The organism is Variovorax sp. P4_B10 (assembly GCF_056402375.1).
Map to the genome: position 1 here is coordinate 1 of NZ_JBFUHN010000050.1, position 22417 is coordinate 22417.

Annotated in this window: 21 protein-coding genes; 13 read left to right on the forward strand and 8 right to left on the reverse strand. The window is 67.7% G+C overall.

The window, feature by feature from the left end:
• Positions 1 to 149: 149 nt before the first annotated feature.
• The 3 genes from AC1DXX_RS21750 to AC1DXX_RS21760 form a co-directional block, all read right to left on the reverse strand.
• The gene (locus tag AC1DXX_RS21750; protein ID WP_478136289.1) at positions 150 to 791 is read right to left on the reverse strand and encodes an NrsF family protein; all 642 of its coding nucleotides are present in this window, start codon (positions 789 to 791) and stop codon (positions 150 to 152) included.
• Positions 788 to 1345 (reverse strand): sigma-70 family RNA polymerase sigma factor, encoded by a 558-nt coding sequence (locus tag AC1DXX_RS21755; RefSeq protein WP_478136290.1) that lies wholly within the window; start codon positions 1343 to 1345, stop codon positions 788 to 790. Before AC1DXX_RS21755 ends, AC1DXX_RS21750 begins: the two co-directional genes overlap by 4 nt.
• Positions 1346 to 1460: 115 nt before the next feature.
• Positions 1461 to 1844, reverse strand: a complete 384-nt coding sequence (locus AC1DXX_RS21760) for a hypothetical protein (RefSeq protein WP_478136291.1) — start codon at positions 1842 to 1844, stop codon at positions 1461 to 1463.
• A gap of 106 nt (positions 1845 to 1950) precedes the next feature.
• Here AC1DXX_RS21760 and AC1DXX_RS21765 point away from each other — a divergent pair, with 106 nt between their 5' ends.
• The 10 genes from AC1DXX_RS21765 (at position 1951) to AC1DXX_RS21810 (ending at position 12256) form a co-directional block, all read left to right on the forward strand.
• Positions 1951 to 3303 carry a GTP cyclohydrolase II gene (locus AC1DXX_RS21765; protein ID WP_478136292.1) on the forward strand — a complete coding sequence of 451 codons (1353 nt, stop codon included), beginning with the start codon at positions 1951 to 1953 and terminating at the stop codon, positions 3301 to 3303.
• Positions 3300 to 4703: a URC4/urg3 family protein gene (locus tag AC1DXX_RS21770; protein ID WP_478136293.1), complete on the forward strand. Its 1404-nt coding sequence runs from the start codon at positions 3300 to 3302 to the stop codon at positions 4701 to 4703. The genes AC1DXX_RS21765 and AC1DXX_RS21770 overlap by 4 nt, the downstream gene beginning before the upstream one ends.
• A 33-nt stretch (positions 4704 to 4736) precedes the next feature.
• On the forward strand, positions 4737 to 5366 hold the full coding sequence (gene upp, locus AC1DXX_RS21775) for a uracil phosphoribosyltransferase (RefSeq protein WP_478136294.1): 630 nt from the start codon (positions 4737 to 4739) through the stop codon (positions 5364 to 5366).
• A gap of 167 nt (positions 5367 to 5533) precedes the next feature.
• Positions 5534 to 6535: a BMP family protein gene (locus AC1DXX_RS21780; RefSeq protein WP_478136295.1), complete on the forward strand. Its 1002-nt coding sequence runs from the start codon at positions 5534 to 5536 to the stop codon at positions 6533 to 6535.
• Between the two features lie 11 nt (positions 6536 to 6546).
• The gene (locus AC1DXX_RS21785) at positions 6547 to 7503 is read left to right on the forward strand and encodes a 5'-methylthioadenosine/S-adenosylhomocysteine nucleosidase (protein WP_478136296.1); all 957 of its coding nucleotides are present in this window, start codon (positions 6547 to 6549) and stop codon (positions 7501 to 7503) included.
• Positions 7504 to 7505: 2 nt separating this feature from the next.
• Positions 7506 to 8225, forward strand: coding sequence for an alpha/beta fold hydrolase (locus tag AC1DXX_RS21790; RefSeq protein WP_478136297.1), 720 nt, complete (start codon positions 7506 to 7508; stop codon positions 8223 to 8225).
• Positions 8222 to 9823: an ABC transporter ATP-binding protein gene (locus tag AC1DXX_RS21795; RefSeq protein ID WP_478136298.1), complete on the forward strand. Its 1602-nt coding sequence runs from the start codon at positions 8222 to 8224 to the stop codon at positions 9821 to 9823. The genes AC1DXX_RS21790 and AC1DXX_RS21795 overlap by 4 nt, the downstream gene beginning before the upstream one ends.
• Positions 9823 to 10884 carry an ABC transporter permease gene (locus tag AC1DXX_RS21800; protein WP_478136336.1) on the forward strand — a complete coding sequence of 354 codons (1062 nt, stop codon included), beginning with the start codon at positions 9823 to 9825 and terminating at the stop codon, positions 10882 to 10884. Before AC1DXX_RS21795 ends, AC1DXX_RS21800 begins: the two co-directional genes overlap by 1 nt.
• Positions 10881 to 11804 carry an ABC transporter permease gene (locus AC1DXX_RS21805; protein WP_478136299.1) on the forward strand — a complete coding sequence of 308 codons (924 nt, stop codon included), beginning with the start codon at positions 10881 to 10883 and terminating at the stop codon, positions 11802 to 11804. The genes AC1DXX_RS21800 and AC1DXX_RS21805 overlap by 4 nt, the downstream gene beginning before the upstream one ends.
• A complete protein-coding gene (locus AC1DXX_RS21810) occupies positions 11804 to 12256 on the forward strand; it encodes a hypothetical protein (RefSeq protein ID WP_478136300.1) in 453 nt (150 codons plus the stop codon). Before AC1DXX_RS21805 ends, AC1DXX_RS21810 begins: the two co-directional genes overlap by 1 nt.
• Positions 12257 to 12268: 12 nt before the next feature.
• Here AC1DXX_RS21810 and AC1DXX_RS21815 read toward each other — a convergent pair whose 3' ends face one another.
• Positions 12269 to 13093, reverse strand: coding sequence for an AraC family transcriptional regulator (locus tag AC1DXX_RS21815; protein ID WP_478136301.1), 825 nt, complete (start codon positions 13091 to 13093; stop codon positions 12269 to 12271).
• Positions 13094 to 13190: 97 nt separating this feature from the next.
• Here AC1DXX_RS21815 and AC1DXX_RS21820 point away from each other — a divergent pair, with 97 nt between their 5' ends.
• From AC1DXX_RS21820 to AC1DXX_RS21830, 3 genes are read left to right on the forward strand one after another with little or no spacing between them, the layout of a single operon-like run.
• Entirely contained in the window at positions 13191 to 14624 is a 1434-nt protein-coding gene (locus AC1DXX_RS21820) for an MFS transporter (protein WP_478136302.1), read from the forward strand.
• 55 nt (positions 14625 to 14679) lie between these two features.
• Positions 14680 to 15960 carry an amidohydrolase family protein gene (locus tag AC1DXX_RS21825; RefSeq protein WP_478136303.1) on the forward strand — a complete coding sequence of 427 codons (1281 nt, stop codon included), beginning with the start codon at positions 14680 to 14682 and terminating at the stop codon, positions 15958 to 15960.
• 3 nt (positions 15961 to 15963) lie between these two features.
• Complete coding sequence (locus AC1DXX_RS21830) at positions 15964 to 16479, forward strand: GNAT family N-acetyltransferase (protein ID WP_478136304.1); 516 nt, start codon at positions 15964 to 15966, stop codon at positions 16477 to 16479.
• Between the two features lie 47 nt (positions 16480 to 16526).
• Here the strand turns inward: AC1DXX_RS21830 and AC1DXX_RS21835 are convergent, their stop codons facing one another.
• From AC1DXX_RS21835 to clpA, 4 genes are all read right to left on the reverse strand, one after another.
• On the reverse strand, positions 16527 to 16979 hold the full coding sequence (locus AC1DXX_RS21835; RefSeq protein ID WP_478136305.1) for a DUF3574 domain-containing protein: 453 nt from the start codon (positions 16977 to 16979) through the stop codon (positions 16527 to 16529).
• A gap of 45 nt (positions 16980 to 17024) precedes the next feature.
• Complete coding sequence (gene sbcB / locus AC1DXX_RS21840) at positions 17025 to 18464, reverse strand: exodeoxyribonuclease I (RefSeq protein ID WP_478136306.1); 1440 nt, start codon at positions 18462 to 18464, stop codon at positions 17025 to 17027.
• A complete protein-coding gene (gene cls, locus AC1DXX_RS21845) occupies positions 18465 to 19910 on the reverse strand; it encodes a cardiolipin synthase (protein WP_478136307.1) in 1446 nt (481 codons plus the stop codon).
• 177 nt (positions 19911 to 20087) lie between these two features.
• Entirely contained in the window at positions 20088 to 22409 is a 2322-nt protein-coding gene (gene clpA / locus AC1DXX_RS21850) for an ATP-dependent Clp protease ATP-binding subunit ClpA (protein ID WP_478136308.1), read from the reverse strand.
• Between the last annotated feature and the right edge of the window lie 8 nt (positions 22410 to 22417).

The following is a 22417-nucleotide window of genomic DNA, read 5'->3' on the forward strand; positions in this document are numbered from 1 at the left end:
ACCGGGTGCTCCCCGCAGCGAAATAAAGGAGGAGCGAAGCGGGGGACATTCGCGGAGGGGAGTACCCGGTGCCCTGTGCACGCGCCCTGAACAAMAGCAYTCCGAACACAAATGACCCGCGGCGGAAAACAGAAAAGAACCCCGGACGTCTACCAGCGCAGCAACCGCGGCCCCAGCACAGCCCCCACCAGCACCGGCACCGCGATCCCGCTCACGTACCAGACCGCAAGGAACGGCGCGGTGAGCTCCATGCAGTGCAGCGCATAGACCGCAGCGCCCACACCGCCCGCCAGCGCACCGGCCGCGGCACCTGCCAACGCAGGCTGCGTGGGCGCCAATCCCTTGAGTGCCACCAGCGTGGCCGCGAAAACCGGTAACGCCATCAGGCCGATGCTGAGCGCGCAGATGCGCCACGACTGCCCCATCAACGAAGGCATGCGCTCATCTGCGGGCACGGTGAACCAGACAACGACGGCCAGCCCCCAGATCAACAGCACCGGCAGCGCCGCACCGACCCAGGCGTGCCGCATCGCGACACCCGGCCGCGCAAGCCGCTGCACCGCGACGAAACCGGCTGCGGCAATGCACAGCGGGAACAGCACCTTGACCCAGAACATCGGCCAGAACATGGCCTGCACCAGGTCGCGCCGCAATCCGTATTCGGAGAGCAGGATCAGGAACGACAGCGGCAGCCCCACCAGCACCGCCAAGCCGAGACGCCGGCTTGCGGCACGGCGCGGCGCGGCGACGGGGCCGTTCGCCAGCATCGCGACAAGGTCGTCGGTCTTCATGCGGCGCTGCTCCAGCTGTTGCCGAACCGGGCGGCCAGGGCCTTGAGGCCGCGGTGGATGCCGACCTTCACCGCCGACTCGGACATGCCCGTCAGGTTCGCGGTCTCGGCCACCGAAAGGCCCTCGATCTTCACGTGCACGATGGGCAGGCGCTGGCGCTCGGGCAGCGTTTCGAGCAGGCCGCCGAGGTCGCGCCTCGCGTCGCTGGCCTCGGTGGCCGATTCGGCGAACACCGCCAGGTCGTCGTCCAGCGGGACATGCAGGTCCTCTCGGACCGACTTGGCACGCAGCAGGTCGATCATCTTGTAGCGCGCAATCGCATGCACCCAGGCCGTCAGCGGCTGGTCGCTCTGGTAGGTGTGGCGCTGGTTGTGCATGGCGAGCAGGCATTCCTGGACGAGGTCTTCCACTTCATCGGGCCAGCCAAAGAGGCGCTTGCCCAGAAAGGCGCGCAGGTGCGCGCTGAGTTTCTGCAGGAATTCGCGGTAGGCCGCGGCGTCGCCGTCGAGGCCGCGAAGGAACAGGCTCCGCAGCGCCGCTTCCGCGTCGCTCATTTGCATCCTGCTGCCTACTGTGTTTCGTGCCATCGGGCTGGCTGGTTACAGCTTTGTCGAAAAAAAGATTCCGATGGATTGTGCCGCGCCTGGCGGCCCGGCCTCGCCCCGAACCTCAGGACGCCGGCGCCGGTGCGTCCACCGCGAGGCCGGTGACCTCCTTCACGCACCGATCGATGACCGGGCCGCTCTTGCGCCTGATCTTGTCCGTGTCCTGCAATTCGGCAACGGTGGCGTTCTTCATGATGCCGTCGGCGGCACAGGTGCACAGCTTGGCGAGTTGTTCCGGCGATTGATCCGCACGCGATCTGGCGCTCTTGGTGCAGCTCTCGATGAAGCTCTTCCTGAAGTTGACCTTGAAGGCGGAATCGAAGCCTTCCGAGAAGCTTTCCGCGGCCTTGTCGCAGGCGGCCAAGGTCAAGGCGAGGCATAGACAGAGAAGGATGCGCATTGTTTTTCCTCCGGGAGAGATGGTATCGAGTCGAACCACCACGCGCATTGTTCAACACCTTCCAGCCGGCGAAGTGCACCTGCCCCCCCACGCCGCGCCCTTCGCTTGCCAGCCGCACGAGTGATCGGTACATTGCATTTTTTGAGGGTCTCCAATGTCCGTCGATAGCGCAGCGACCGCCCCCACCGCCCCCGTCACGCCCGCATCCGTGCTGCCCGCGGCAGTCGAACCGCCTGGAGCGACGCCCTTCCCGCCGCTCCATCCCTCGACATCGACCGGGCACATCCGGCTGACCTCGCATGCCGGCGGCTTCGGCGCGCTGCCCATCCAGTGGGGCGCGGCCACGGCGACCGAACGCGGGCCGGTGGTCGGCACCACCACCAAGCGCGCGCACCGCAACGTCATTGGCACGCACAGCGGCTCCTACAGCGTGTACCGCGCGCTCGCCGTGGCGTCCGGCGCCCTCAAGCGCGAGCACAAGGCGGACCTCACCAACACGGCGCCGACCGACGTGATCGGCCCTTACCCGCAGTGGAGCGAGCCGGGTCGCATCGTCTCGCTCGACCCCTGGGGCGCGCTGGTGGCCGACGTGTTTTCCACCGAGCTGGCCGCGGGCTACGACATCCGACCGACCATCGCGATCACCAAGGCCCATGTGATCCTGCCCGAGGTGATCGAGGCGCTGCAGAGCGGCCGCCTCAAGGCCGACGGCCACTTCCTCACCGCCGGCGGCGCCGCGATGGTGACCAAGGCCGCGATCGAACCCGTGTGGTACCTGCCCGAGGTGGCGCGCCGCTTCGGCTGCTCCGAGACCGACCTGCGCCGCACGCTGTTCGAGGAAACCGGCGGCATGTACCCCGAACTCGTCACGCGCTCCGACCTGGAGGTGTTTCTGCCGCCCATCGGCGGGCAGACGCTCTACATCTTCGGCAACCCGCGCGACCTGGCCAACCCCGAGGTCGAACTCACCGCGCGCATCCACGACGAGTGCAACGGCTCCGACGTGTTCGGCTCCGATATCTGCACCTGCCGCCCCTACCTCACGCACGCCATCGAGGAATGCATCCAGGGCGCGCAGCGCGGTGGCGTCGGCCTGATCGCCTACTCGCGCAAGGAAGGCCGCGCGCTCGGCGAGGTGACGAAATTCCTGGTCTACAACGCGCGCAAGCGGCAGATCGGCGGCGACACGGCCGACCAGTATTTCGCGCGCACCGAATGCGTGGCCGGCGTGCAGGACATGCGCTTCCAGGAGCTGATGCCCGACGTCTTCCACTGGCTCGGCATCCGGAAGATCCATCGCCTCGTATCGATGAGCAACATGAAGTTCGACGCGATCACCGGCTCGGGCATCGAGATCGGCGAGCGCGTGAACATTCCCGACGCGCTGATTCCAGCCGACGCCCGCGTCGAGATGGACGCCAAGATGGCCGCCGGCTACTTCACGCCCGGCCCGGTGCCGGACGCGGAGGAACTCAAGAAGGCCAAGGGCCGGGGATTGAGCGAATGAACGGAAACTACGACAAGGACCTGCCCGTCGACGGTTCCGGCAGCCTGCGGCCGGGCGGCGCCGGCGAGATCGACCCGTCGATCGAATTCACCCCGGACGCCGGCCACCCGGCGGGCGCGGCCACCCTGCTGCGCACCACCGCCGCCATTCGCCAGCGCGCGGGCGCCCTGCTGGCGCGCGCGCGCCGCGGCGAGTCGCAGTGGTTCCGCATCGGCAGCGACGACATGCTCGAAGACGCGGCGCGCACCGTCGCCGAGGTCACGCGCGAACGGTATCCCTGGGACACCATCCCGTACCACAGCCGCTGGCGCCACTTCGAGGCCGGCGGTATCGACCGGCTCAAGCAACTCGACAAGCTGCTCGGCAAGGGCATCGATGCCCGGCAGCGCGCCCGCGCGCACATCGACCTCGTGCTGGTGAGCGTGCTGCTCGATGCCGGGGCCGGCCCCGACTGGCACTACATCGAGCCTGCCACCGGCGAGCGCTACACGCGCTCCGAAGGCCTGGGCGTGGCGAGCTTCCACGCCTTCACGAGCGGTCTTTTCTCGTCCAACCCCGACCATCCGCTGCAAGCCGACGCGGCCGGCCTGCGCGGCCTCGTGACCGACCGGCTCGGCGACGCCTTCCAGGTCAGCGACGTGAACCCGCTGGTGGGACTCGCGGGCCGTGCGGTGCTGCTGCGCCGGCTCGGCGAGGCGATGAGCGAACAGCCCGAGACCTTTGGCGACGACGGCCGGCCTGCCGGCATGTTCGATGCCCTCGTGGCCCCCTTCGGCGCTGCCGCGCCGCCCACCGCCGAGATCACCGCGCACCAGATCCTCTCGCTGCTGCTCGAATCGCTTTCGCGCATCTGGCCCTCGGCCAATGCCGTGGACAGCATCGCGGTCGACGGCAGCGACAACACCGGCGGCTTCGGCTCGGGGGACCCGGCGCTGGCGCTCGGCGACTGCTGGCGCCACAGCGCGGTGCGCGGCCCCGGCCTCACCAACGGCTGGATGCCGTTCCACAAGCTGTCGCAGTGGCTCACCTACTCGCTGCTCGAACCCTTCGAATGGGCGGGCGTGAAGGTGCGCCATCTCGATGCCCTGACCGCCCTGCCCGAATACCGCAACGGCGGCCTGCTGATCGACAGCGGCGTGATCGTGCCGAAGGACCCGGCCTTTCTCGCTCGCCGCTGGAAGGCGAGCGACGAGTTCATCGTCGAGTGGCGCGCCCTCACCGTGGCACTGCTCGACGAGCTGGCGCCGCGCGTGCGCAAGGTGCTCGACCGCACCGAGGAAGAGTTGCCGCTGGCCTGCGTGCTCGAAGGCGGCACTTGGGCCGCGGGCCGGGCGCTGGCACAGCGCTTGCGTGACGGTGCGCCACCGCTGCAGATCGAGAGCGACGGCACCGTCTTTTAGACTCCCGGGTTCAGCAACGGTAGAAAAAATCCAATGAGCAACGTCCACCTCGTCAACCACCCTCTCGTCCAGCACAAGCTCACGCTGATGCGCCGCAAGGATGCGTCCACCAACAGCTTCCGCCGGCTCCTCAACGAAATCAGCATGCTGATGGCCTACGAGGTCACGCGCGACATGCCGATGCAGGACATCGAGGTCGAGACCCCGCTCGAGACCATGCAGGCCAAGGTCATCGACGGCAAGAAGCTGGTGCTGGTGTCCATCCTGCGCGCCGGCACCGGCATCCTGGACGGCATGTTGACCGTGGTGCCCGGTGCGCGCGTCGGCCACATCGGCTTGTACCGCGACCCGAAGACGCTGACCGCCGTCGAGTACTACTTCAAGATGCCCGGCGAGATGGAGAACCGCGACGTGATCGTGGTCGACCCGATGCTGGCCACCGGCAACTCGGCCGTGGCCGCGGTCGAGCGCCTGAAGGAGCTCAACCCCAAGTCGATCAAGTTCGTCTGCCTGCTGACCTGCCCCGAAGGCATCGCGACGATGCAGAAGGCCCACCCCGACGTGCCGATCTACACCGCCGCGATCGACCGCGAGCTCAACAGCCACGGCTACATCCTGCCGGGCCTGGGCGACGCCGGCGACCGCATCTTCGGCACGAAGTAAGGCTCGCCCCCCAGGCTGCGCGCACTTCGTGTCGCTTCGCCCCCCTACCGGGGGGCAACACCTGAGGCCCGGCAAAGCCGGTTCCTCGGTGTTTCCCGAAGGAAGCCGGGCCAGAGCGGGGATGGGGATTGCAGCGCTTGATTTTTTACAAACCGAGGAGAAGCACCGTGACAGCACGCCGTCAGTTGATCATTCGTTCCGTCGCCATCGCCGCAGCGCTTGTGGCTGGTGCGCCCGGCCTGGCGTTCGCACAGGCCAAGCTCAAGGTGGCGGCGGTGTACACCGTGCCCTTCGAGCAGCAATGGGTGGGCCGCATCCACAAGGCGCTCAAGGCGGCCGAGGCGCGTGGCGAGATCGAATACAAGGCCACCGAGAACGTCAGCAACGCCGACTACGAACGCGTGATGCGCGAGTACGCCACCGGCGGCAACCAGCTGATCCTCGGCGAGGTGTTCGGCGTGGAAGCCGCGGCGCGCAAGGTCGCGAAGGACTTCCCCAAGGTCGCCTTCCTGATGGGCTCGTCGCTCAAGCCGCAGGCGCCCAATTTCAGCGTGTTCGACAACTACATCCAGGAGCCGGCCTACCTGAGCGGCATGGTGGCCGGCGGCATGACCAAGAGCAACCGCATCGGCATGGTCGGCGGCTTCCCCATTCCCGAAGTGAACCGGCTCATGAACGCCTTCATGGCGGGCGCGAAAGAAACGAACCCGAAGGTCGAGTTCAGCGTGAGCTTCATCAACAGCTGGTTCGACCCGCCGAAGGCCAAGGAAGCAGCCTTCGCGATGATCGACAAGGGCGCCGACCTGATGTACGCCGAGCGCTTCGGCGTGTCGGATGCCGCGAAGGAAAAAGGCAAGCTCGCCATCGGCAACGTGATCGACACGCAGAGCCAGTACCCCGACACGGTGGTCGCCTCGGCCCTGTGGAACTTCGAGCCTGCCGCCGACCGCGCGATCAAGCTCGTGAAGGAAGGCAAGTTCGCCGCCGAAGACTACGGCGTGTACGCGCAGATGAAGCACAAGGGCTCCGAGCTGGCGCCGCTGGGCACCTTCGAGAAGAAGGTGCCGGCGGACATCGTCGCCAAGGTGAAGGCCAGGCAGGCCGATATTCTCTCGGGCAAGTACACCGTGAAGGTGGATGACACCCAACCCAAGTCCACCGCAAAGTGAGGACGACCACGATGACTGTGCGCTGGCGCTCCGCGCTGTCCGCCTGCGTGCTGGCTGCCGGCCTGATCGGCCTTTCGGGCTGCGCCGGCGTCTACAAGGGCACCGGCGTCGGCATCAACAGCAGCACGCGTCTCGACGACACACCGCGCATCGCGGTGCTCTCGGCCTTCGAGCCCGAGCTCAAGCTGCTGCTGACACGCCTGCAAGGCCCGGCCAAGCACAGCGTGAACGGCGTCGAGTTCACCACCGGCACGCTCGAAGGCAAGCCCGTGGTGCTGTTCCTCTCCGGCATCAGCATGACGAACGCGACCATGAACACGCAGCTCGTGCTCGACCGCTTCCGCGTCACGAACATCGTGTTCAGCGGCATCGCGGGTGGCGTGAATCCGTCGCTGCATGTCGGCGACGTCACGGTGCCGGCGCAATGGGGCCAGTACCTCGAAGTGCTGATGGCACGCGAAACCGCGCCCGGCAAGTACACCGCGCCGCCCTTCATCACCGACGCCACGCTGCCCAACTTCGGCATGATGCATCCGCGTCCGGTCGAGGTGCGCTCGGCGACGCGGCCGGAGATCGTGCGCAAGTTCTGGTTCGAGGCCGATCCCAAGATGATCGACGTGGCACGCAGCATCCGCAATGTCGACCTGGCCAACTGCAGCGCCGGCAAGTGCCTTCCGCGCAAGCCCCAACTGGTGGTCGGCGGCAACGGCGTCTCGGGCCAGGCCTTCATGGACAACAAGGCCTACCGCGAATACACCTACAAGACCTTCCAGGCCAACGTGCTCGACATGGAAACCGCGGCCGTGGGCATGGTGGCCTACAGCAACGGCGTGCCGTACATCGCCTTCCGCTCGCTCAGCGACCTCGCGGGCGGCGGCGACGGCGCAAACGAGATGGGCACCTTCATGGGCATCGCGGCCGACAACTCCGCCAAGGTCATGCTGGCGTTCCTGGCCGCCTGGAAGTGACGGTGGCGCCCGTCCGCCTCGTGCTGCTTCCGGGGATGGATGGAACGGGCGATCTTTTCGAGCCCTTGAAGCAGGCCATGGGACCGCACGCCGTCATCGATGTCGTGCGCTACCCGGGCCAGCAGGTGCTGGGCTACGACGAGCTGGAGCCGCTGGTCCGCGCGCAACTGCCGACGCAGGAGCCTTTCGTGCTGCTCGGCGAATCCTTTTCCGGCCCGCTGGCGATTTCGATCGCAGCGTCCCGCCCCGCCGGACTGCGCGGGCTGATCCTGTGCTGCAGCTTTGCGCGCAGGCCCAAGCCCGCGATGGCGATGCTGCGCGCGGGCCTGCTCGAGCTGTCGATGAGCCTGGTGCATTCGAAGGCGATGCGGGTGCCGATGCGCCACCTTCTGCTGGGCCGCTCTGCGCCCCCGCATCTGGCGGGCCTGCTGCAGGATTCGCTGAAGCAGGTGTCGGTCGCCGTCATGACCCGCCGCATGAAGGAAGTGCAGCGCGTGAACGTGGTCGACAAGCTCTCGCGGGTGCACGTTCCGGCGATGTACCTGCAGGCCCTGCAGGACCGCGTGGTCCCGAAGCAGGCCGTTGCGATCATCCAGCGCAAGCTGTCGGCGCTTCGCGTCGTGAAGCTGGACGGGCCTCACGGGCTCCTGCAGGCGTCGCCTGTCGCGGCCGCCGAGGCCATCGAGAATTTCTGCCGCGATCTGCGGCCCGTTGCCCCATGAACCCCACCGTGCTTCGCCTCCGGGGCATCACCAGGCGCTTTGGCAGTCTCGTGGCCAACGACGCCATCTCCCTCGACCTGCAGGCGGGCGAGGTGCTCGCCCTGCTCGGCGAGAACGGCGCGGGCAAATCGACGCTGATGTCGATCCTGTTCGGCCACTACGTCGCCGACGAAGGCAGCATCGAGGTGTTCGGTGCGCCGCTGCCTTCCGGCAACCCCAAGGCCGCGCTCGCCGCAGGCGTAGGCATGGTGCACCAGCACTTCACGCTGGCCGACAACCTCAGCGTGCTCGACAACGTGATGATGGGCACCGAGCCGCTGTGGCGCGTGTTCTCGCGCCGTACGGCCGCGCGCACCCGGCTGCTGGAGGTTGCACGACGCTTCGGCCTGCCGGTGCAGCCCGACGCGAAGATCGGCAGCCTCTCGGTCGGCGAACGCCAGCGCGTCGAGATCCTCAAGGCGCTGTACCGCGGCGCGCGCATCCTGATCCTCGACGAGCCGACCGCCGTGCTGACGCCGCAGGAAAGCGAGGCGCTGTTCGCCACGCTCGCACAGATGGTGGCGCAGGGCCTGTCGGTGATCTTCATCAGCCACAAGCTCGGCGAGGTGCTGCGCGTGTCGCACCGCATCGCCGTGCTGCGCGGCGGCAAGCTCGTGGCCGAGGCGCGCACGGCCGATACGACGCAGGCGCAGCTGGCGCTCTGGATGGTCGGGCATGCGGTCGAGCCCCCGCAGCGCCGGCCCGCCAAGTCGGTGGGCGATGCGGTCTGCGTGCTCGACCACGTGAGCACCGCATCGGCCAGGGACGGCGGGCAGGACCCTTCGAGCGCCCTTCGCGAGGTGTCGCTGACGCTGCGCGCCGGCGAGATCACCGCCATCGCCGGCGTCTCCGGCAACGGCCAGGTGGCGCTGGCCGAACTGCTGTGCGGCACGCGCCGCGCGGTCTCCGGCACGGCTCAACTGATGGGCCGCGCGCTGCCGCCCTCGCCCGCCCGGCTGGTGCAGCGCGGCGTGGCGCGCATCCCCGAAGACCGGCATGCGGTCGGCGTGGTCGGCGACCTGCCGGTGTGGGAAAACGCGGTGTCCGAACGGCTGCGCAGCCCGGTCTTCTCGCGCTGGTCGTGGTTCGTGCGGCGTGCGGCCGCCCGGCTTCATGCCCGGCGCATCGAAAAAGCATTCGACGTGCGCGGCGCGGGCCTGATGGCGCCGGCCCGCGCGCTCTCCGGCGGGAACATGCAGAAACTGATTCTGGGGCGCGCACTGCTGGCGCCCGAGCAGGCCGAGAACGCCGACAACAAGAAATACCCGACCCGTGCGCCGCGCCTGATCGTGGCGCACCAGCCGACCTGGGGCCTCGACATCGGTGCCGTCGCCTATGTGCAGCAGCAGCTCATTGCCGCGCGCGATGCCGGCGCGGCGGTGCTGGTGATTTCCGACGACCTCGACGAAGTGCTCGCGCTCGGCGACCGCGTGGCCGTGATGCATGGCGGCCGCCTGGGCGAAGCGCGCCCGGCCGCGGCATGGACGCGCGAAGCGATCGGGCTGGCCATGGCCGGCGCGACAGCAGCACCACCGCAGCGCGCAGGAGCCGCGCCATGATGCGGCTCGAACGACGCCACGAGACCTCGCGCGCCGCGCTGGTGCTGGCACCCATCGGTGCGGTCGTGTTCACCATGGCGGTGAGCGCGCTGCTCGTGCTCTGGGCCGGTGCGCCCGTCGGCCGCACCTACGCGCTGCTGCTGCAGGGCGGCTTCGGCTCGGTGTTCGCCTGGAGCGAGACGCTGACGCGCGCGATCCCGCTGATCCTTACCGGCCTGGCCGCGACGGTCGCGTTCAAGGCGCGGCTCTTCAATATCGGCGCCGAGGGGCAGCTGTTCGCCGGCGCGCTCGCCGCCGTGGCCGTGGGCGGCATGCATGGCGGCACGGGCTTCGAGCTTTCGCCCTGGCTGCTGTTCCCGCTGATGATGCTGGCCGCTGCCGTGGCAGGCGCCCTGCTGCTGCTGGGCCCGGCCCTGATGAAGAACAAGCTCGGCGTCGACGAGGTGGTGACCACGCTGCTGATCAACTTCATCGTGCTGCTTGGCGTGTCTGCGCTTCTCGATGGGCCCATGAAAGACCCGACGGCCATGGGCTGGCCGCAAAGCGTGTCGCTGCAGTCCGACCTGGAACTCGGCAAGCTCATTGCCCAGACGCGCGTGCACACCGGGCTCGTCTGGGCCGTGTCGCTCGCGGTGATCGTGTGGGCGATCTTCAAGTACACGGTGCTGGGTTTCGACATTCGCGCCGTGGGCGCCAATGCGCGCGCGGCGGCCTTTGCCGGCGTGCCGGTCACGCGCACCGTGGTGATGGTGGCGCTGCTCTCGGGTGCGCTGGCCGGCCTGGCCGGCGCCATCGAGGTGGCGGGCCGCACGAGCTACGTCACGCTCGACATGTCGCCGGGCTACGGCTATACCGGCATCGTGATCGCGATGCTCGCGGGCCTGCACCCGCTGGGCGTGATCGCCGCGGGCGTGTTCGTGGCGGGCGTGCTGGTCGGCGCCGACACCATGAGCCGCGCGGTGGGCGTACCGACCTACATCGCCGACGTGATCGTCGCGGCCTCGCTGGTCGCGGTGCTGGTGGCGACCCTGCTGACGCAGTACCGGGTGCGACTGAAATGACCGACCTGCTCGACATCCTCGCCAATCCCTCCTTCTGGGTCGCGGTGCTGCGCATCGCCACGCCGCTGATCCTCGGCACGCTCGGCGTGCTGCTGTGCGAACGCGCCGGTGTGCTCAACCTGGGCATCGAAGGGATCATGGTCGCAGGCGCTTTCACGGGCTGGCTCGCGGTGTATGCCGGCGCGCCGTTGTGGGTCGGCGTCGGCGTGGCCGCGCTCACGGGCATGGTGTTCGGCCTGCTGCATGCCTTTCTCACCGTGGGTCTGGCGCTGTCGCAGCACGTCTCGGGGCTGGGCATCACGCTGCTGGCCACTGCGCTCAGCTACTTCGGCTACCGCGTGAGTTTCCCGAAGGTGAACACACCGCCGACCGTCACGCCTTTCGCGCCGATGGACTGGCTGCCGGTGCCGATATTGAACGCGCAGACCGCGCTCACGCTGTTCGCGCTGGTGTTGGTGCCGCTCGTAGGCTGGGTGCTGTACCGCACGCCGCTCGGGCTCGCGCTGCGCATGGTGGGCGAGAACCCGCAGGCGGCCGAGAGCCAGGGCGTGTCGGTCGCGGCCACGCGCACCGGCGCCATCGTGGCGGGCTCGGCGCTGATGGGCATCGCAGGCTCGTTCCTCACGCTCTCCGCCTTCAACGCCTTCTTCTTCAACATGGTGAACGGCCGTGGCTGGATCTGCGTGGCGCTGGTGGTGTTCGCTTCGTGGCGGCCCGGCAAGGCCCTGCTCGGCGCGCTGCTGTTCGCGTTCTTCGACGCGCTGCAACTTCGGCTGCAACAATCGGGCGATGCCGTGCTGCCTTACCAGCTGTACCTGATGCTGCCGTACCTGCTGTCGATCCTCGCGCTGGTGCTGGTGGCGCGCAAGGCCAGCTATCCGCAGGCGCTGATGAAGCCGTATCGCAAGGGGGAACGCTGATGATGAAGACAACCGCTGCAACGCTGCTCGCCGCGCTGCTGGCGCTGTGCGGCGCGGGCGCGCATGCACTCGGCAGCGACTACAGCTACGACACCTTCAAGACGCCCGATGCGGTCAACTGGGTACAGCTGTGCGGAACCTGGGGCAAGACCCATCAGGGCACGTACCGCGTCGTCCATGCCGACCAGTACGCGCAGTCCTTCCTCTATGTGCAGTGGATGGCGCGCGATGCCAATGGCGGCCTGCATGCCGAGCACACGGTGGCGATCGCCGAACTCGACAACGACCATGCCGAGATCGCGCTCACCGACCTCACCTGCCGCGCCACGCCGCGCGGCATCGTGGTGACGGCGAAGGCGACGTCCGGGCATGACGACAAGCTGCGCCGCGTGACCATCGAAGTCGGACCGGCGGCGGGGCAATACCGCTATCGGGCGCAGCGCACGCGCTGACACTCCAACCCGCTAGCGCAACTCGCCGCGCTGCGCGAAATAGCGCGCCGGCGAATCCCCGAAGCTGCGCTTGAACATCGCGATGAAGTTGCTCGGCGTGGCATAGCCGAGCGCATCGGCAATATCGGCCACGGCGTCGCCGCGCGCAAGCCGCTCCAGCGCATGCACCAGCCGGGCCTGCTGGCGCCACTGGGCAAAGCTCACGGCTGTCTCGGCCAGGAACAGCCGGCTCAGCGTGCGTGGCGAGAGTCCTGCCCATTGCGCCCACTCGTCGAGCGTGCGGGTGCTTTCGGGCTGCTCGCAGATCGCGGTGGCGATCCGCAACAGGCGGCGATCGGTCGGCATCGGCAGATGCAAGGGTTCATGCGGCGCGCGGCGCATCTCGTCGAGCAGCACGGCGGTCATGCGCGCCTGTTCGGTGTCGAGCCGGTCTTGCGCGGCCCAGGTCACGGCGCGCCGCACCAGCGCGCGCATGAGTTCGCTGATGCCGATCACGCAAGGCCGCTCGGGCAGCTCGCGGCTGGCCCGGGGGCTGATCAGCACGCTCCATCCGCTCATTGCGCCGCTGATGCTCACCTTGTGCGCCTCGCCGGGCGGGATCCAGCCCGCGCGGTGCGGCGGCAGCAGCCAGGAACCGTGGGCGGTGCGCACATGCACAAGGCCGCTCTCGACGCAGAAAACCTGTCCGCGTAAATGGCTGTGCCAGTCGTACTCGCGGGTGCCAAGGCGGAACTCGCTGCCCGCTTCGTCGGCGCCCCACAGGGCGATCAGCGCGGGTCCGTCGGCGCGCTCGCTCAGGTCGGGCACGCGGCCTTGGGCTCCGGGGTTCTTCGCCATGGCTGGATTTCATTATTTTTAGTCCCAGCAACGTTATCAGGGTTTGGCGCTCCCGACGAACACTGGCGGCCCTGAAACACAGAACCCGGAGTTGCTCGTGACCTCATCCTCCATGGCGGCGCCGCCGCCCTCCCTGATCCGTCCCCACATGCCGCCCTGGGTCGCGGTGCTGATCGCCTGCGTTTCGTCGTTCATGGTCGTGATGGACGGCGCCATCGTGAACGTGGCGCTACCCGCCATCCAGGCCGACCTGCATCTCTCGGCCATCGAACTGCAGTGGGTGGTCGATGCCTACCTGCTGGCGCTCGGCGGCTTCATGCTGCTGGCGGCGCGCGCGAGCGACCTGTTCGGACGCAAGCCGATCCTGCTGTCGGGCCTGCTGGTGTTCACCGCCGCCAGCCTGGTGGGCGGGCTGGCCGACAGCGCGGGCCTCCTGCTGGCGGCGCGCGCGGTGCAGGGCTTCGGTGCATCGGCGCTGGCCACTTCGACACTGGCGGTGATCGTGGCGGTGCATCCGGGCGGGCCGGCTCGCGCGCGCGCGATTTCGCTCTGGGCGGCATCCAGCGCGATCGCATCGGCCTTCGGCGTGGTGATCGGCGGCGTGCTCACCGCGCAGGCGAACTGGCGCTGGGTGATGTTCGTGAACGTTCCGATCGGCATCTGCCTGATTGCGGGCGTGGCGGCATGCCTGTCGCCTGCCCGGCGGGGCTCCGAGCGGCCATCGCTCGACTTTCCGGGCGCCCTGACGATCACTTCGGGCATCGGTGCGCTGATGTACGGCATCTCGCAATCGACGACGCAAGGCTGGGGCGCGACCGTCGTATGGATGGCGCTGTGCGCGGCCGCGGTACTGCTCGTGCTGTTCCTGATGATCGAGACCCGCAGCGCACGTCCGCTGATCCGGCTCGACATCTTTGCCGTGCACAACGTGCGCATGGGCAATGTCGTGGTGCTGGGCCTCGGTGCCTGCCTGACGGCATCGACCTTCTTCATCTCGATCGTGCTCCAGCAGGTGCTGGGCTACGGTCCACTCGATGCCGGACTGGCGATGCTGCCGATGGGCCTGGCGCTGGCCACGGCCGCGATCGTGTCGCGACCGCTGATGGACGGCGGTGTGCGGCGGCTGCCGTTCTTTGGCGGACTGGCAAGCGCTGCAGGCCTGGTCTGGATGAGCGCCGTTCCGCTCGATGCCGTCTTCCGCGTGCACGTGCTCGGACCGACCCTGCTGATCGGCCTCGGACTCGGTCTGATGCTAATGACGGCCACGCACACGGCCATCGGCGGCGTGCCGGCGAAGGACGCGGGCCTGGCCTCGGGCCTCTTCAACACGGCGCGCCAGTTGGGCGCCGCGCTGGGCATCGCCAGCCTCTCGACGCTGGCGCACTTCGTCGCGGAGGGGCAACTGGCAACGCAAGGCCCGCGCCTCGCCCAACTGCAGGGTTGCCGGGCGGCTTTTCTGGCCACTGCCGCGCTCGGCGTGCTCGCTGCGTTGACATCGCTGACACTGCGGCGCAATGCCGAAGGAAAATAGCGGCGATCCGATATCCATCGGGCCTTCGTCGCCCGGCCGCCAGAGACCCACCACGATGCTCGACCTCCTCATCACCAACGCCACCCTCCCCGACGGCCGCACCGGCATGTCGATCGCCGTGCAGGGCGGCCGCATCGCCGAAGTCAATGCAGGCCTCGACGCACCGGCGCACGAGAAGCTCGATGCGCAAGGCCTGCTGCTCGCGCCGCATTTCGTCGACCCGCACTTCCACATGGACGCCACCCTGAGCTACGGCCTGCCGCGCGTCAACGAGAGCGGCACGCTGCTCGAAGGCATTGCGCTGTGGGGCGAGCTCAAGCCGCTGCTCATGGCCGACGCGCTGATCGAACGCGCACTGGCCTACTGCGACTGGGCCGTGGCCAAGGGCCTGCTGGCGATCCGATCGCACGTGGACACCAGCGACGCCAGCCTGCTTGCCGTCGATGCGCTGCTCGAGGTCAGGCGCCAGGTCGCGCCCTACATCGACCTGCAGCTGGTCGCCTTTCCCCAGGACGGCGTGCTGCGCTCGCCGGGCGGCGTCGACAACCTGAAGCGCGCGCTCGACAAGGGCGTGGACGTGGTCGGCGGCATTCCGCATTTCGAGCGCACCATGGCCGACGGCGCCGCGAGCGTGAAGCTGCTGTGCGAGCTGGCCGCCGAGCGCGGGAAGCTGGTCGACATGCACTGCGACGAATCCGACGATCCGCTCTCGCGCCACATCGAGACGCTGGCCTTCGAGGCGCAGCGCCTGGGTCTGCAGGGCCGCGTCACCGGTTCGCACTGCACCTCGATGCATTCGATGGACAACTACTACGTGAGCAAGCTGCTGCCGCTGATCGCGCAGAGCGGCGTGGCCGTGATCGCCAATCCGCTCATCAACATCACGCTGCAGGGCCGCCACGACACCTACCCCAAGCGCCGCGGCATGACGCGTGTGCCCGAGCTGATGGCCGCCGGCGTGAACGTCGCCTTCGGCCACGACTGCGTGATGGACCCCTGGTACGGCATGGGCTCGGGCGACATGCTCGAAGTGGCGCACATGGGCCTGCACGTGGCACAGATGACGAGCCAGGCCGGCATCCGCCAGTGCTTCGAGGCAGTGACCACGAATGCCGCGCGCGTGATGCACCTGGAAGGCTACGGCATCGAGGCGGGTTGCGACGCTAGCTTCGTGCTGCTGCAGGCGCGCGACCCGGTCGAGGCGATCCGGCTGCGTGCAACGCGGCTCAAGGTGTTTCGCAAGGGACGCCTGCTGGCAGAAACGCCAGCAGCGACGGCGACGCTGCACCTGCCGGGACGCGCGCAGGCCAGCAGCTGGATGATTTCCCCGGCCTGATCCATGCCGGCGCCCTACAGCGGCCTGTCGTTCCGGCCGATGTCGACCTCGGACTTGCCCCTTCTGCGCGAATGGCTGGGCCGGCCTCACGTGGCCGAGTGGTGGGGCCACGCTCCTTCGCAGGCCGAAGTCGATGACGACTACACGCCGATGCTGGCGCCCGAATCGACCGACCGCGCCTACATCGCCCTGCTGGACGCGGTGCCAGTCGGCTACATCCAGTCCTATGTCGTCATGGGTTCGGACAGCGGCTGGTGGCAGGACGAGCGCGATCCGGGCGCACGCGGCATCGACCAGTTCCTCGCGCATGCCGAGCAGTTGAACCGCGGCCTGGGCAGCGCGATGGTTCGTGCGTTCGTCGACCGCTTGTTCCTCGACCCGGCGGTGACGAAGGTTCAGACCGATCCTTCGCCGGACAACCATCGTGCGATCCGCAGCTACCGGCGAGCCGGTTTCCAGGACCAGGCGGAAGTGGTTACGCCGGACGGGCCTGCGTTGCTGATGGTGCGCCGACGCTAGCGGCTTGCAGGTCGCGACGGATGAAATTGCGGCCCTTGACGGTATCTTCAGAAGCGGACACAAACGGATTGCCTTTCCTGGAGCACAGCCTCCTGCCCGAAGTTCTTGCGATACGTGTCGATGATGCCGGCGATGGAGGCATCGTCCTTCGCGCTGCGCGGATGCAGCAGCACCACGAGCTTCGACGGCTCGCGCACCACGCCGCCCGTGGCGCCGCGCCATTGGCCGACGGCGTCGAGCACGGTCAGGCCCTGTGGAAAGGCGGGCGTCACGGTGGCATCGAGGAAGCGGGTCCACTGGGCATCCGACACCCGCCCGCCGGCAGGTATGGCGCGGCCGAAATAGAGAGTGTCTCGTTCAAAGGCATCGAAGCCGGCCCCGCAGGCCTTGGCAGATTCGGATGCAGACGGCAAGGCACCGCAGCCTGCGAGCGCTGCGACCATAGCGCCAGCCATTGCAAAGGTCCGTAGGCGGCCGCGAGCAGAGATGCGCGTCATCATGAGATGGGTCCTCATCGATCATCAACCTGGGGCCGGGCCGGCTTCTCAGGCCTCGGGGGCAATCGCCTCGGCGTATTCGTAGAGTGCGCCCAGCAATTCCTCGCCCCGCTCGTCCACCGTTTCGGAGAGCGCATCGACTTCGCTGAACAATTGCTCGATGGTGCGCGCCCCGCCCTCGCCGTGGAACAGCCGGGCCACGCGCAGCGCCTCCCAGCGCTCGGTCTCTTCGGGGCCGAGCGACTCGGGCCAGTTGCGCGCGCGGTAGCGGAACAGGATTTCCTCGAGGCGTCCGTCGTCGAAACCGGTGCGGTCCTTGGCGAGCTCGGCGGCCGACAGGCCCCTCAGCTGGTTGAGACGCCGGCGGTCGGCGTTGCCGACGAAACCACCGTAGAGGTCTTCGTCGACGTCGGGCGTGGCCTCCTTGGGCCGCGCATACACCTGCGACCAGATGGCGCTCATGTCGGGCAGGTCGCGCGCAATGGCCGCGTGGCGCATGGCCGCGTCGAGATCGACACCCCAGCGCTGCGCCATGGCCGGCGCGAGCGTGCGCAGGTTGCCCACCACCATCGGCGACTTGTTGAGGTGGATGCCCTTCACCGGCAGCCGCACCACGCCTTCGGGCAATTCGGCGGTACGGGTGAAGAGCCGCAGGCGCAGGGTTTCCACGTCGAGGTCGCGCAGCTCGCTCGGGTCGTGGGCCAGGTCCCAGGCGATCAGCTCGTTCTTGTTGGTCGGATGGCTCGCGAGCGGCCACATCACGCCAAGGCAGCCGCGCTCCACCGGGAACATGCCGGAGACGTGCAGGAAGGGCTTGGCGGTTTCGCGCATCGCGGGCAGGCCGAGTTCGCTCGCCACGCGGTCCTTCTTGTGCAGGCTGAAGGCGAAGTCGAACAGCTTGGGCTGCTTGTCGCGAATCAGCCGGGCCAGCGCGATGGTGGCACGCACGTCGGACAGCGCATCGTGCGCCGCCTCGTGCAGCAGGCCGTTGGCACGCGCCAGGTCTTCGAGCTTGAAGCTGGGCTTGCCGTCCTCCTTCTTCGGCCACTCGATGCCATCGGGCCGCAGCGCGTAGGTCAGGCGGACCACGTCGAGCAGGTCCCAGCGGCCGCAGTCGTTCTGCCATTCGCGCGCATACGGATCGATCAGGTTGCGCCAGAAGAGAAAGCGCGTGACCTCGTCGTCGAAGCGGATGGTGTTGTAGCCGACGCCGATGGTGCCGGGCTGCGAGAAGGCGCGCTCGATCTGGGCGGCGAACTCATGCTCGGGGATGCCGCGCTCCAGGCACAGCTGCGGCGTGATGCCGGTGATCAGGCAGGCCTCGGGGCTGGGCAGGTAGTCCGGCGCGGGTTTGCAATAGACCATGAGCGGCTCGCCGACTTCATTCAGCTCGGCGTCGGTGCGGATGGCGGCAAACTGCGACGGCCGGTCGCGGCGCGGCACGGCGCCGAAGGTTTCGTAGTCGTGCCAGAGAAAGGTGTGGTTCATTCAGAGCAAAGGTGAAAACAAGCGCGCAATGGCATCGCCGAGGCGGCGCCAGAAACTTTGTGGCCGGTTGGCGCGCACCGCGCCGGAGCTGTGCAGGTCGGTTTCGAACTGCGCCCCCAGCGGCCGGGCCAGCGCGGGACCATAGACCACGGCGCAGACCTCGAAGTTGAGCCGGAAGCTGCGGTTGTCGAAATTCGCGGTGCCGATCATCGCGCAATGCTCGTCGACCACCAAGGTCTTGGAATGCAGCATGCGCGCCTTGTACTCCCAGACTTTCACGCCGGCGGCGATCAGCTCGTCGAAGTAAGAGCGCGCCGCGGCGCTCACGATGGCCGAATCGCTGCGGCGCGGCACCAGCAGGCGCACGTCGACGCCGCGCAGCGCGGCACTGGTGAGCGCCATCAGCGCAGGCTCGCCGGGCACGAAATACGGTGTGGTGAGCCAGGCGCGGTGCGTGGCCGAGTGAATGGCCTCGACGTGCATGCGGTGGATGGCTTCGAGCGCGTTGTCGGGGCCGCTGGTCACGATCTGCACGGGGATGTCGCCGGCCTCCAGCTGCGGCAGCATGGCGCCCAAGGCGGCGTCCATGCCGCGCGGGTCTTCGCCGGTGGCGTAGGTCCAGTCCTCGAGGAAGGTGGTTTGCAGCCAGCGCACCGCACTGCCCTCGATGCGCAGGTGCACGTCGTGGTACGCATCGGGCCGGGTGCGCTTGTCTTCCTCGTCGGTGATGTTGACGCCGCCGGTGAAGCCGACACGGCCGTCGCACACCACGATCTTGCGGTGGGTGCGGTAGTTGGTCACAGGGCGCAGGCGGCGGCCGATCTTGGTGTCGTGGAAGAGCGCCACCTTGACGCCGGCCTCGTGCATCGGCGCCATGAACTTGCGGCCGATGCGCTTGGAGCCCAGCGCGTCGATCAGCAGGCGGACGGTCACGCCTGCCTTGGCGCGCTCGACCAGCAGGTCGCGCAGCGCGGTGCCGATCTGGTCGGGTTCGAAGATGTAGTACTCGAGGTGAATGTGGTCTTGCGCAGCGCGCACGGCCTCGAAGATCGCGTCGAAAGTGCGCGCACCGCCCGACAACAGCGCCACGCCCGTGGCGCTCGACACCGGCAGCCCGCAGGCCGCAGTGCCCAGCCGCGCCATCTGCTGCAGCGCCGGTGGTGCGTTTTGCGCCGCATCGCGCAGACGCGCCAGATCGGCCTGCGCGGAGGCGCCGGCACGGTTGCGCAGCCGCTTGATCCGCTGCTTGCGCAGCCGCTGCGGCCCCAGGAAGTAATAGATGACGAAGCCCGCGAACGGCAGCAGCGCGAGCGACAGGATCCAGCTCATCGTGGACACCGGCGCGCGCTTCTGCATCACGATCCAGATCGACAGCACGGCGATGTAGCCGCTCCACGCCAGGGAGAGGCCGGTTTTCCATTCGTGGCTGAGTTCGGGAAGGATCAAGACGAGAAGACGGTGAGATTTCGGTGGCCCAAAGAAAAAGGCCGGCAGCGCATGCTACCGGCCTTTTTCTTCATTCCAGAGATACCGCGGAACCGGCTTCGCCGGGCCGCAGGTATCGCCCCCGGAAGGGGGTTGGCAAAGCGACACGAAGTGCGCGCAGCCTGGGGGAGAGCCCAGTTACCCTGCTGCGGCTTCTTCCGCTTCGGGCTTGGACTTGCCTTCCTTCTTCGGCAACGGCTGGATGTCCAGCAGCACTTCGTCCTTCTCGTCGAGATCGACTTCGAGGCGACCGCCGTCGGTCAGGCGACCGAAGAGCAGTTCGTCGGCCAGCGCACGACGGATCGTGTCCTGGATCAGGCGCTGCATCGGGCGTGCGCCCATCAGCGGATCGAAGCCCTTCTTCGCCAGATGCTTGCGCAGCTTGTCGCTGAAGGTGACTTCCACCTTCTTCTCGGCGAGCTGCGTTTCGAGTTGCAGCAGGAACTTGTCGACCACGCGCAGGATGATGTTCTCGTCGAGCGCCTTGAAGTTGACGATGGCGTCCAACCGGTTGCGGAATTCAGGCGAGAACAGACGCTTGATGTCGCCCATTTCGTCGCCCGCCTGGCGCGGGTTGGTGAAGCCGATGGTCGCCTTGTTCATGGTCTCGGCACCCGCATTCGTCGTCATGATGATGATGACGTTGCGGAAGTCGGCCTTGCGCCCGTTGTTGTCGGTCAGCGTGCCATGGTCCATCACCTGCAGCAGCACATTGAAGATGTCCGGGTGCGCCTTCTCGATTTCGTCGAGCAACAGCACCGAATGCGGCTTCTTCGTGACAGCCTCGGTCAGCAGACCGCCCTGGTCGAAACCGACGTAGCCCGGAGGCGCGCCGATCAGGCGGCTCACCGCGTGACGCTCCATGTACTCCGACATGTCGAAGCGGATCAACTCGATGCCCATGATGTAGGCGAGCTGCTTCGCGGCTTCGGTCTTGCCGACGCCCGTGGGGCCGGAGAACAGGAACGAGCCGATCGGCTTGTCACCCTTGCCCAGACCGGAACGCGCCATCTTGACCGCGGAGGCCAGCACTTCGAGTGCCTTGTCCTGGCCGAACACCACGCTCTTGAGGTCGCGCTCGATGGTCTGCAGCTTGCCGCGGTCGTCGTTGCTGACGTTGGCCGGGGGAATGCGCGCGATCTTCGCGACGATTTCCTCGACTTCGGTCTTGCTGATGGTCTTCTTGCGCTTGCTCGGCGGCAGGATGCGCTGGGCGGCACCGGCTTCGTCGATGACGTCGATGGCCTTGTCGGGCAGGTGACGGTCATTGATGTACTTGGCGCTGAGCTCGGCGGCGGCCTGCAGGGCTGCCACCGCGTACTTCACGCCATGGTGCTCTTCGAAGCGCGACTTCAGACCCTTCAGGATGTCGACGGTTTCCTGCACCGTCGGCTCGACCACGTCGACCTTCTGGAAACGACGCGACAGGGCCGCATCCTTCTCGAAGATGCCGCGGTACTCGGTGAAAGTGGTCGCACCGATGCACTTGAGCTGGCCGCTCGAGAGCGCCGGCTTGAGCAGGTTCGACGCATCGAGCGTGCCGCCCGAGGCTGCGCCCGCACCGATGAGCGTGTGGATTTCGTCGATGAACAGGATGGCGTTCGGCTTGTCCTTGAGCGACTTGAGCACGCCCTTCAGGCGTTGCTCGAAATCGCCGCGATACTTGGTGCCGGCCAGCAACGCGCCCATGTCGAGCGAGAACACCATCGACTCGGCCAGGATTTCAGGCACGTCACCCTGGGTGATGCGCCATGCCAGGCCCTCGGCGATCGCGGTCTTGCCGACACCGGCCTCACCCACCAGCAGCGGGTTGTTCTTGCGCCGGCGGCACAGGATCTGGATCACGCGCTCGACCTCGTACTCGCGGCCGATCAGCGGGTCGATCTTGCCGTCCTTGGCGAGCTGGTTGAGGTTTTGCGTGAACTGCTCGAGCGGCGATGCCTTCTCGTTGCGTTCGCCGCCGCCCTCCTCGCCCTCGCCCGAAGGCGATTCGCCGCTGCCCTTGACGGCCTCGGGCGGATCGCTCTTCTTGATGCCGTGGGCAATGAAATTCACCACGTCGAGGCGGGTCACGCCCTGCTGGTGCAGGTAGTAGACCGCGTGCGAATCCTTTTCGCCGAAGATCGCGACCAGCACGTTGGCGCCGGTAACTTCCTTCTTGCCGTTGCCGGTGGACTGCACATGCATGATGGCGCGCTGGATCACGCGCTGGAACCCCAGCGTGGGCTGGGTGTCGACATCATCGGTACCCGCCACCTGCGGCGTGTTGTCCTTGATGAAGTTCGTGAGCGACGCCCGAAGGTCGTCGACGTTGGCCGAGCAGGCGCGCAGAACCTCTGCGGCGCTCGGGTTGTCCAGCAAAGCGAGCAGCAGATGCTCCACGGTGATGAACTCGTGGCGCTGCTGCCGGGCCTCGACGAAGGCCATGTGCAAGCTGACTTCCAGTTCCTGGGCAATCATGTGATTTC

Excerpts from the sequence above, each read along its gene's own strand:
- AC1DXX_RS21750 (WP_478136289.1), bottom strand. The coding sequence starts at position 791 with ATGAAGACCGACGACCTTGTCGCGATGCTGGCGAACGGCCCCGTCGCC.
- AC1DXX_RS21755 (WP_478136290.1), bottom strand. The coding sequence starts at position 1,345 with ATGAGCGACGCGGAAGCGGCGCTGCGGAGCCTGTTCCTTCGCGGCCTC.
- AC1DXX_RS21760 (WP_478136291.1), bottom strand. The coding sequence starts at position 1,844 with ATGCGCGTGGTGGTTCGACTCGATACCATCTCTCCCGGAGGAAAAACA.
- AC1DXX_RS21765 (WP_478136292.1), top strand. The coding sequence starts at position 1,951 with ATGTCCGTCGATAGCGCAGCGACCGCCCCCACCGCCCCCGTCACGCCC.
- AC1DXX_RS21770 (WP_478136293.1), top strand. The coding sequence starts at position 3,300 with ATGAACGGAAACTACGACAAGGACCTGCCCGTCGACGGTTCCGGCAGC.
- upp (WP_478136294.1), top strand. The coding sequence starts at position 4,737 with ATGAGCAACGTCCACCTCGTCAACCACCCTCTCGTCCAGCACAAGCTC.
- AC1DXX_RS21785 (WP_478136296.1), top strand. The coding sequence starts at position 6,547 with ATGACTGTGCGCTGGCGCTCCGCGCTGTCCGCCTGCGTGCTGGCTGCC.
- AC1DXX_RS21795 (WP_478136298.1), top strand. The coding sequence starts at position 8,222 with ATGAACCCCACCGTGCTTCGCCTCCGGGGCATCACCAGGCGCTTTGGC.
- AC1DXX_RS21800 (WP_478136336.1), top strand. The coding sequence starts at position 9,823 with ATGCGGCTCGAACGACGCCACGAGACCTCGCGCGCCGCGCTGGTGCTG.
- AC1DXX_RS21805 (WP_478136299.1), top strand. The coding sequence starts at position 10,881 with ATGACCGACCTGCTCGACATCCTCGCCAATCCCTCCTTCTGGGTCGCG.
- AC1DXX_RS21810 (WP_478136300.1), top strand. The coding sequence starts at position 11,804 with ATGATGAAGACAACCGCTGCAACGCTGCTCGCCGCGCTGCTGGCGCTG.
- AC1DXX_RS21815 (WP_478136301.1), bottom strand. The coding sequence starts at position 13,093 with ATGGCGAAGAACCCCGGAGCCCAAGGCCGCGTGCCCGACCTGAGCGAG.
- AC1DXX_RS21825 (WP_478136303.1), top strand. The coding sequence starts at position 14,680 with ATGCTCGACCTCCTCATCACCAACGCCACCCTCCCCGACGGCCGCACC.
- AC1DXX_RS21830 (WP_478136304.1), top strand. The coding sequence starts at position 15,964 with ATGCCGGCGCCCTACAGCGGCCTGTCGTTCCGGCCGATGTCGACCTCG.
- AC1DXX_RS21835 (WP_478136305.1), bottom strand. The coding sequence starts at position 16,979 with ATGATGACGCGCATCTCTGCTCGCGGCCGCCTACGGACCTTTGCAATG.
- sbcB (WP_478136306.1), bottom strand. The coding sequence starts at position 18,464 with ATGAACCACACCTTTCTCTGGCACGACTACGAAACCTTCGGCGCCGTG.
- clpA (WP_478136308.1), bottom strand. The coding sequence starts at position 22,409 with ATGATTGCCCAGGAACTGGAAGTCAGCTTGCACATGGCCTTCGTCGAG.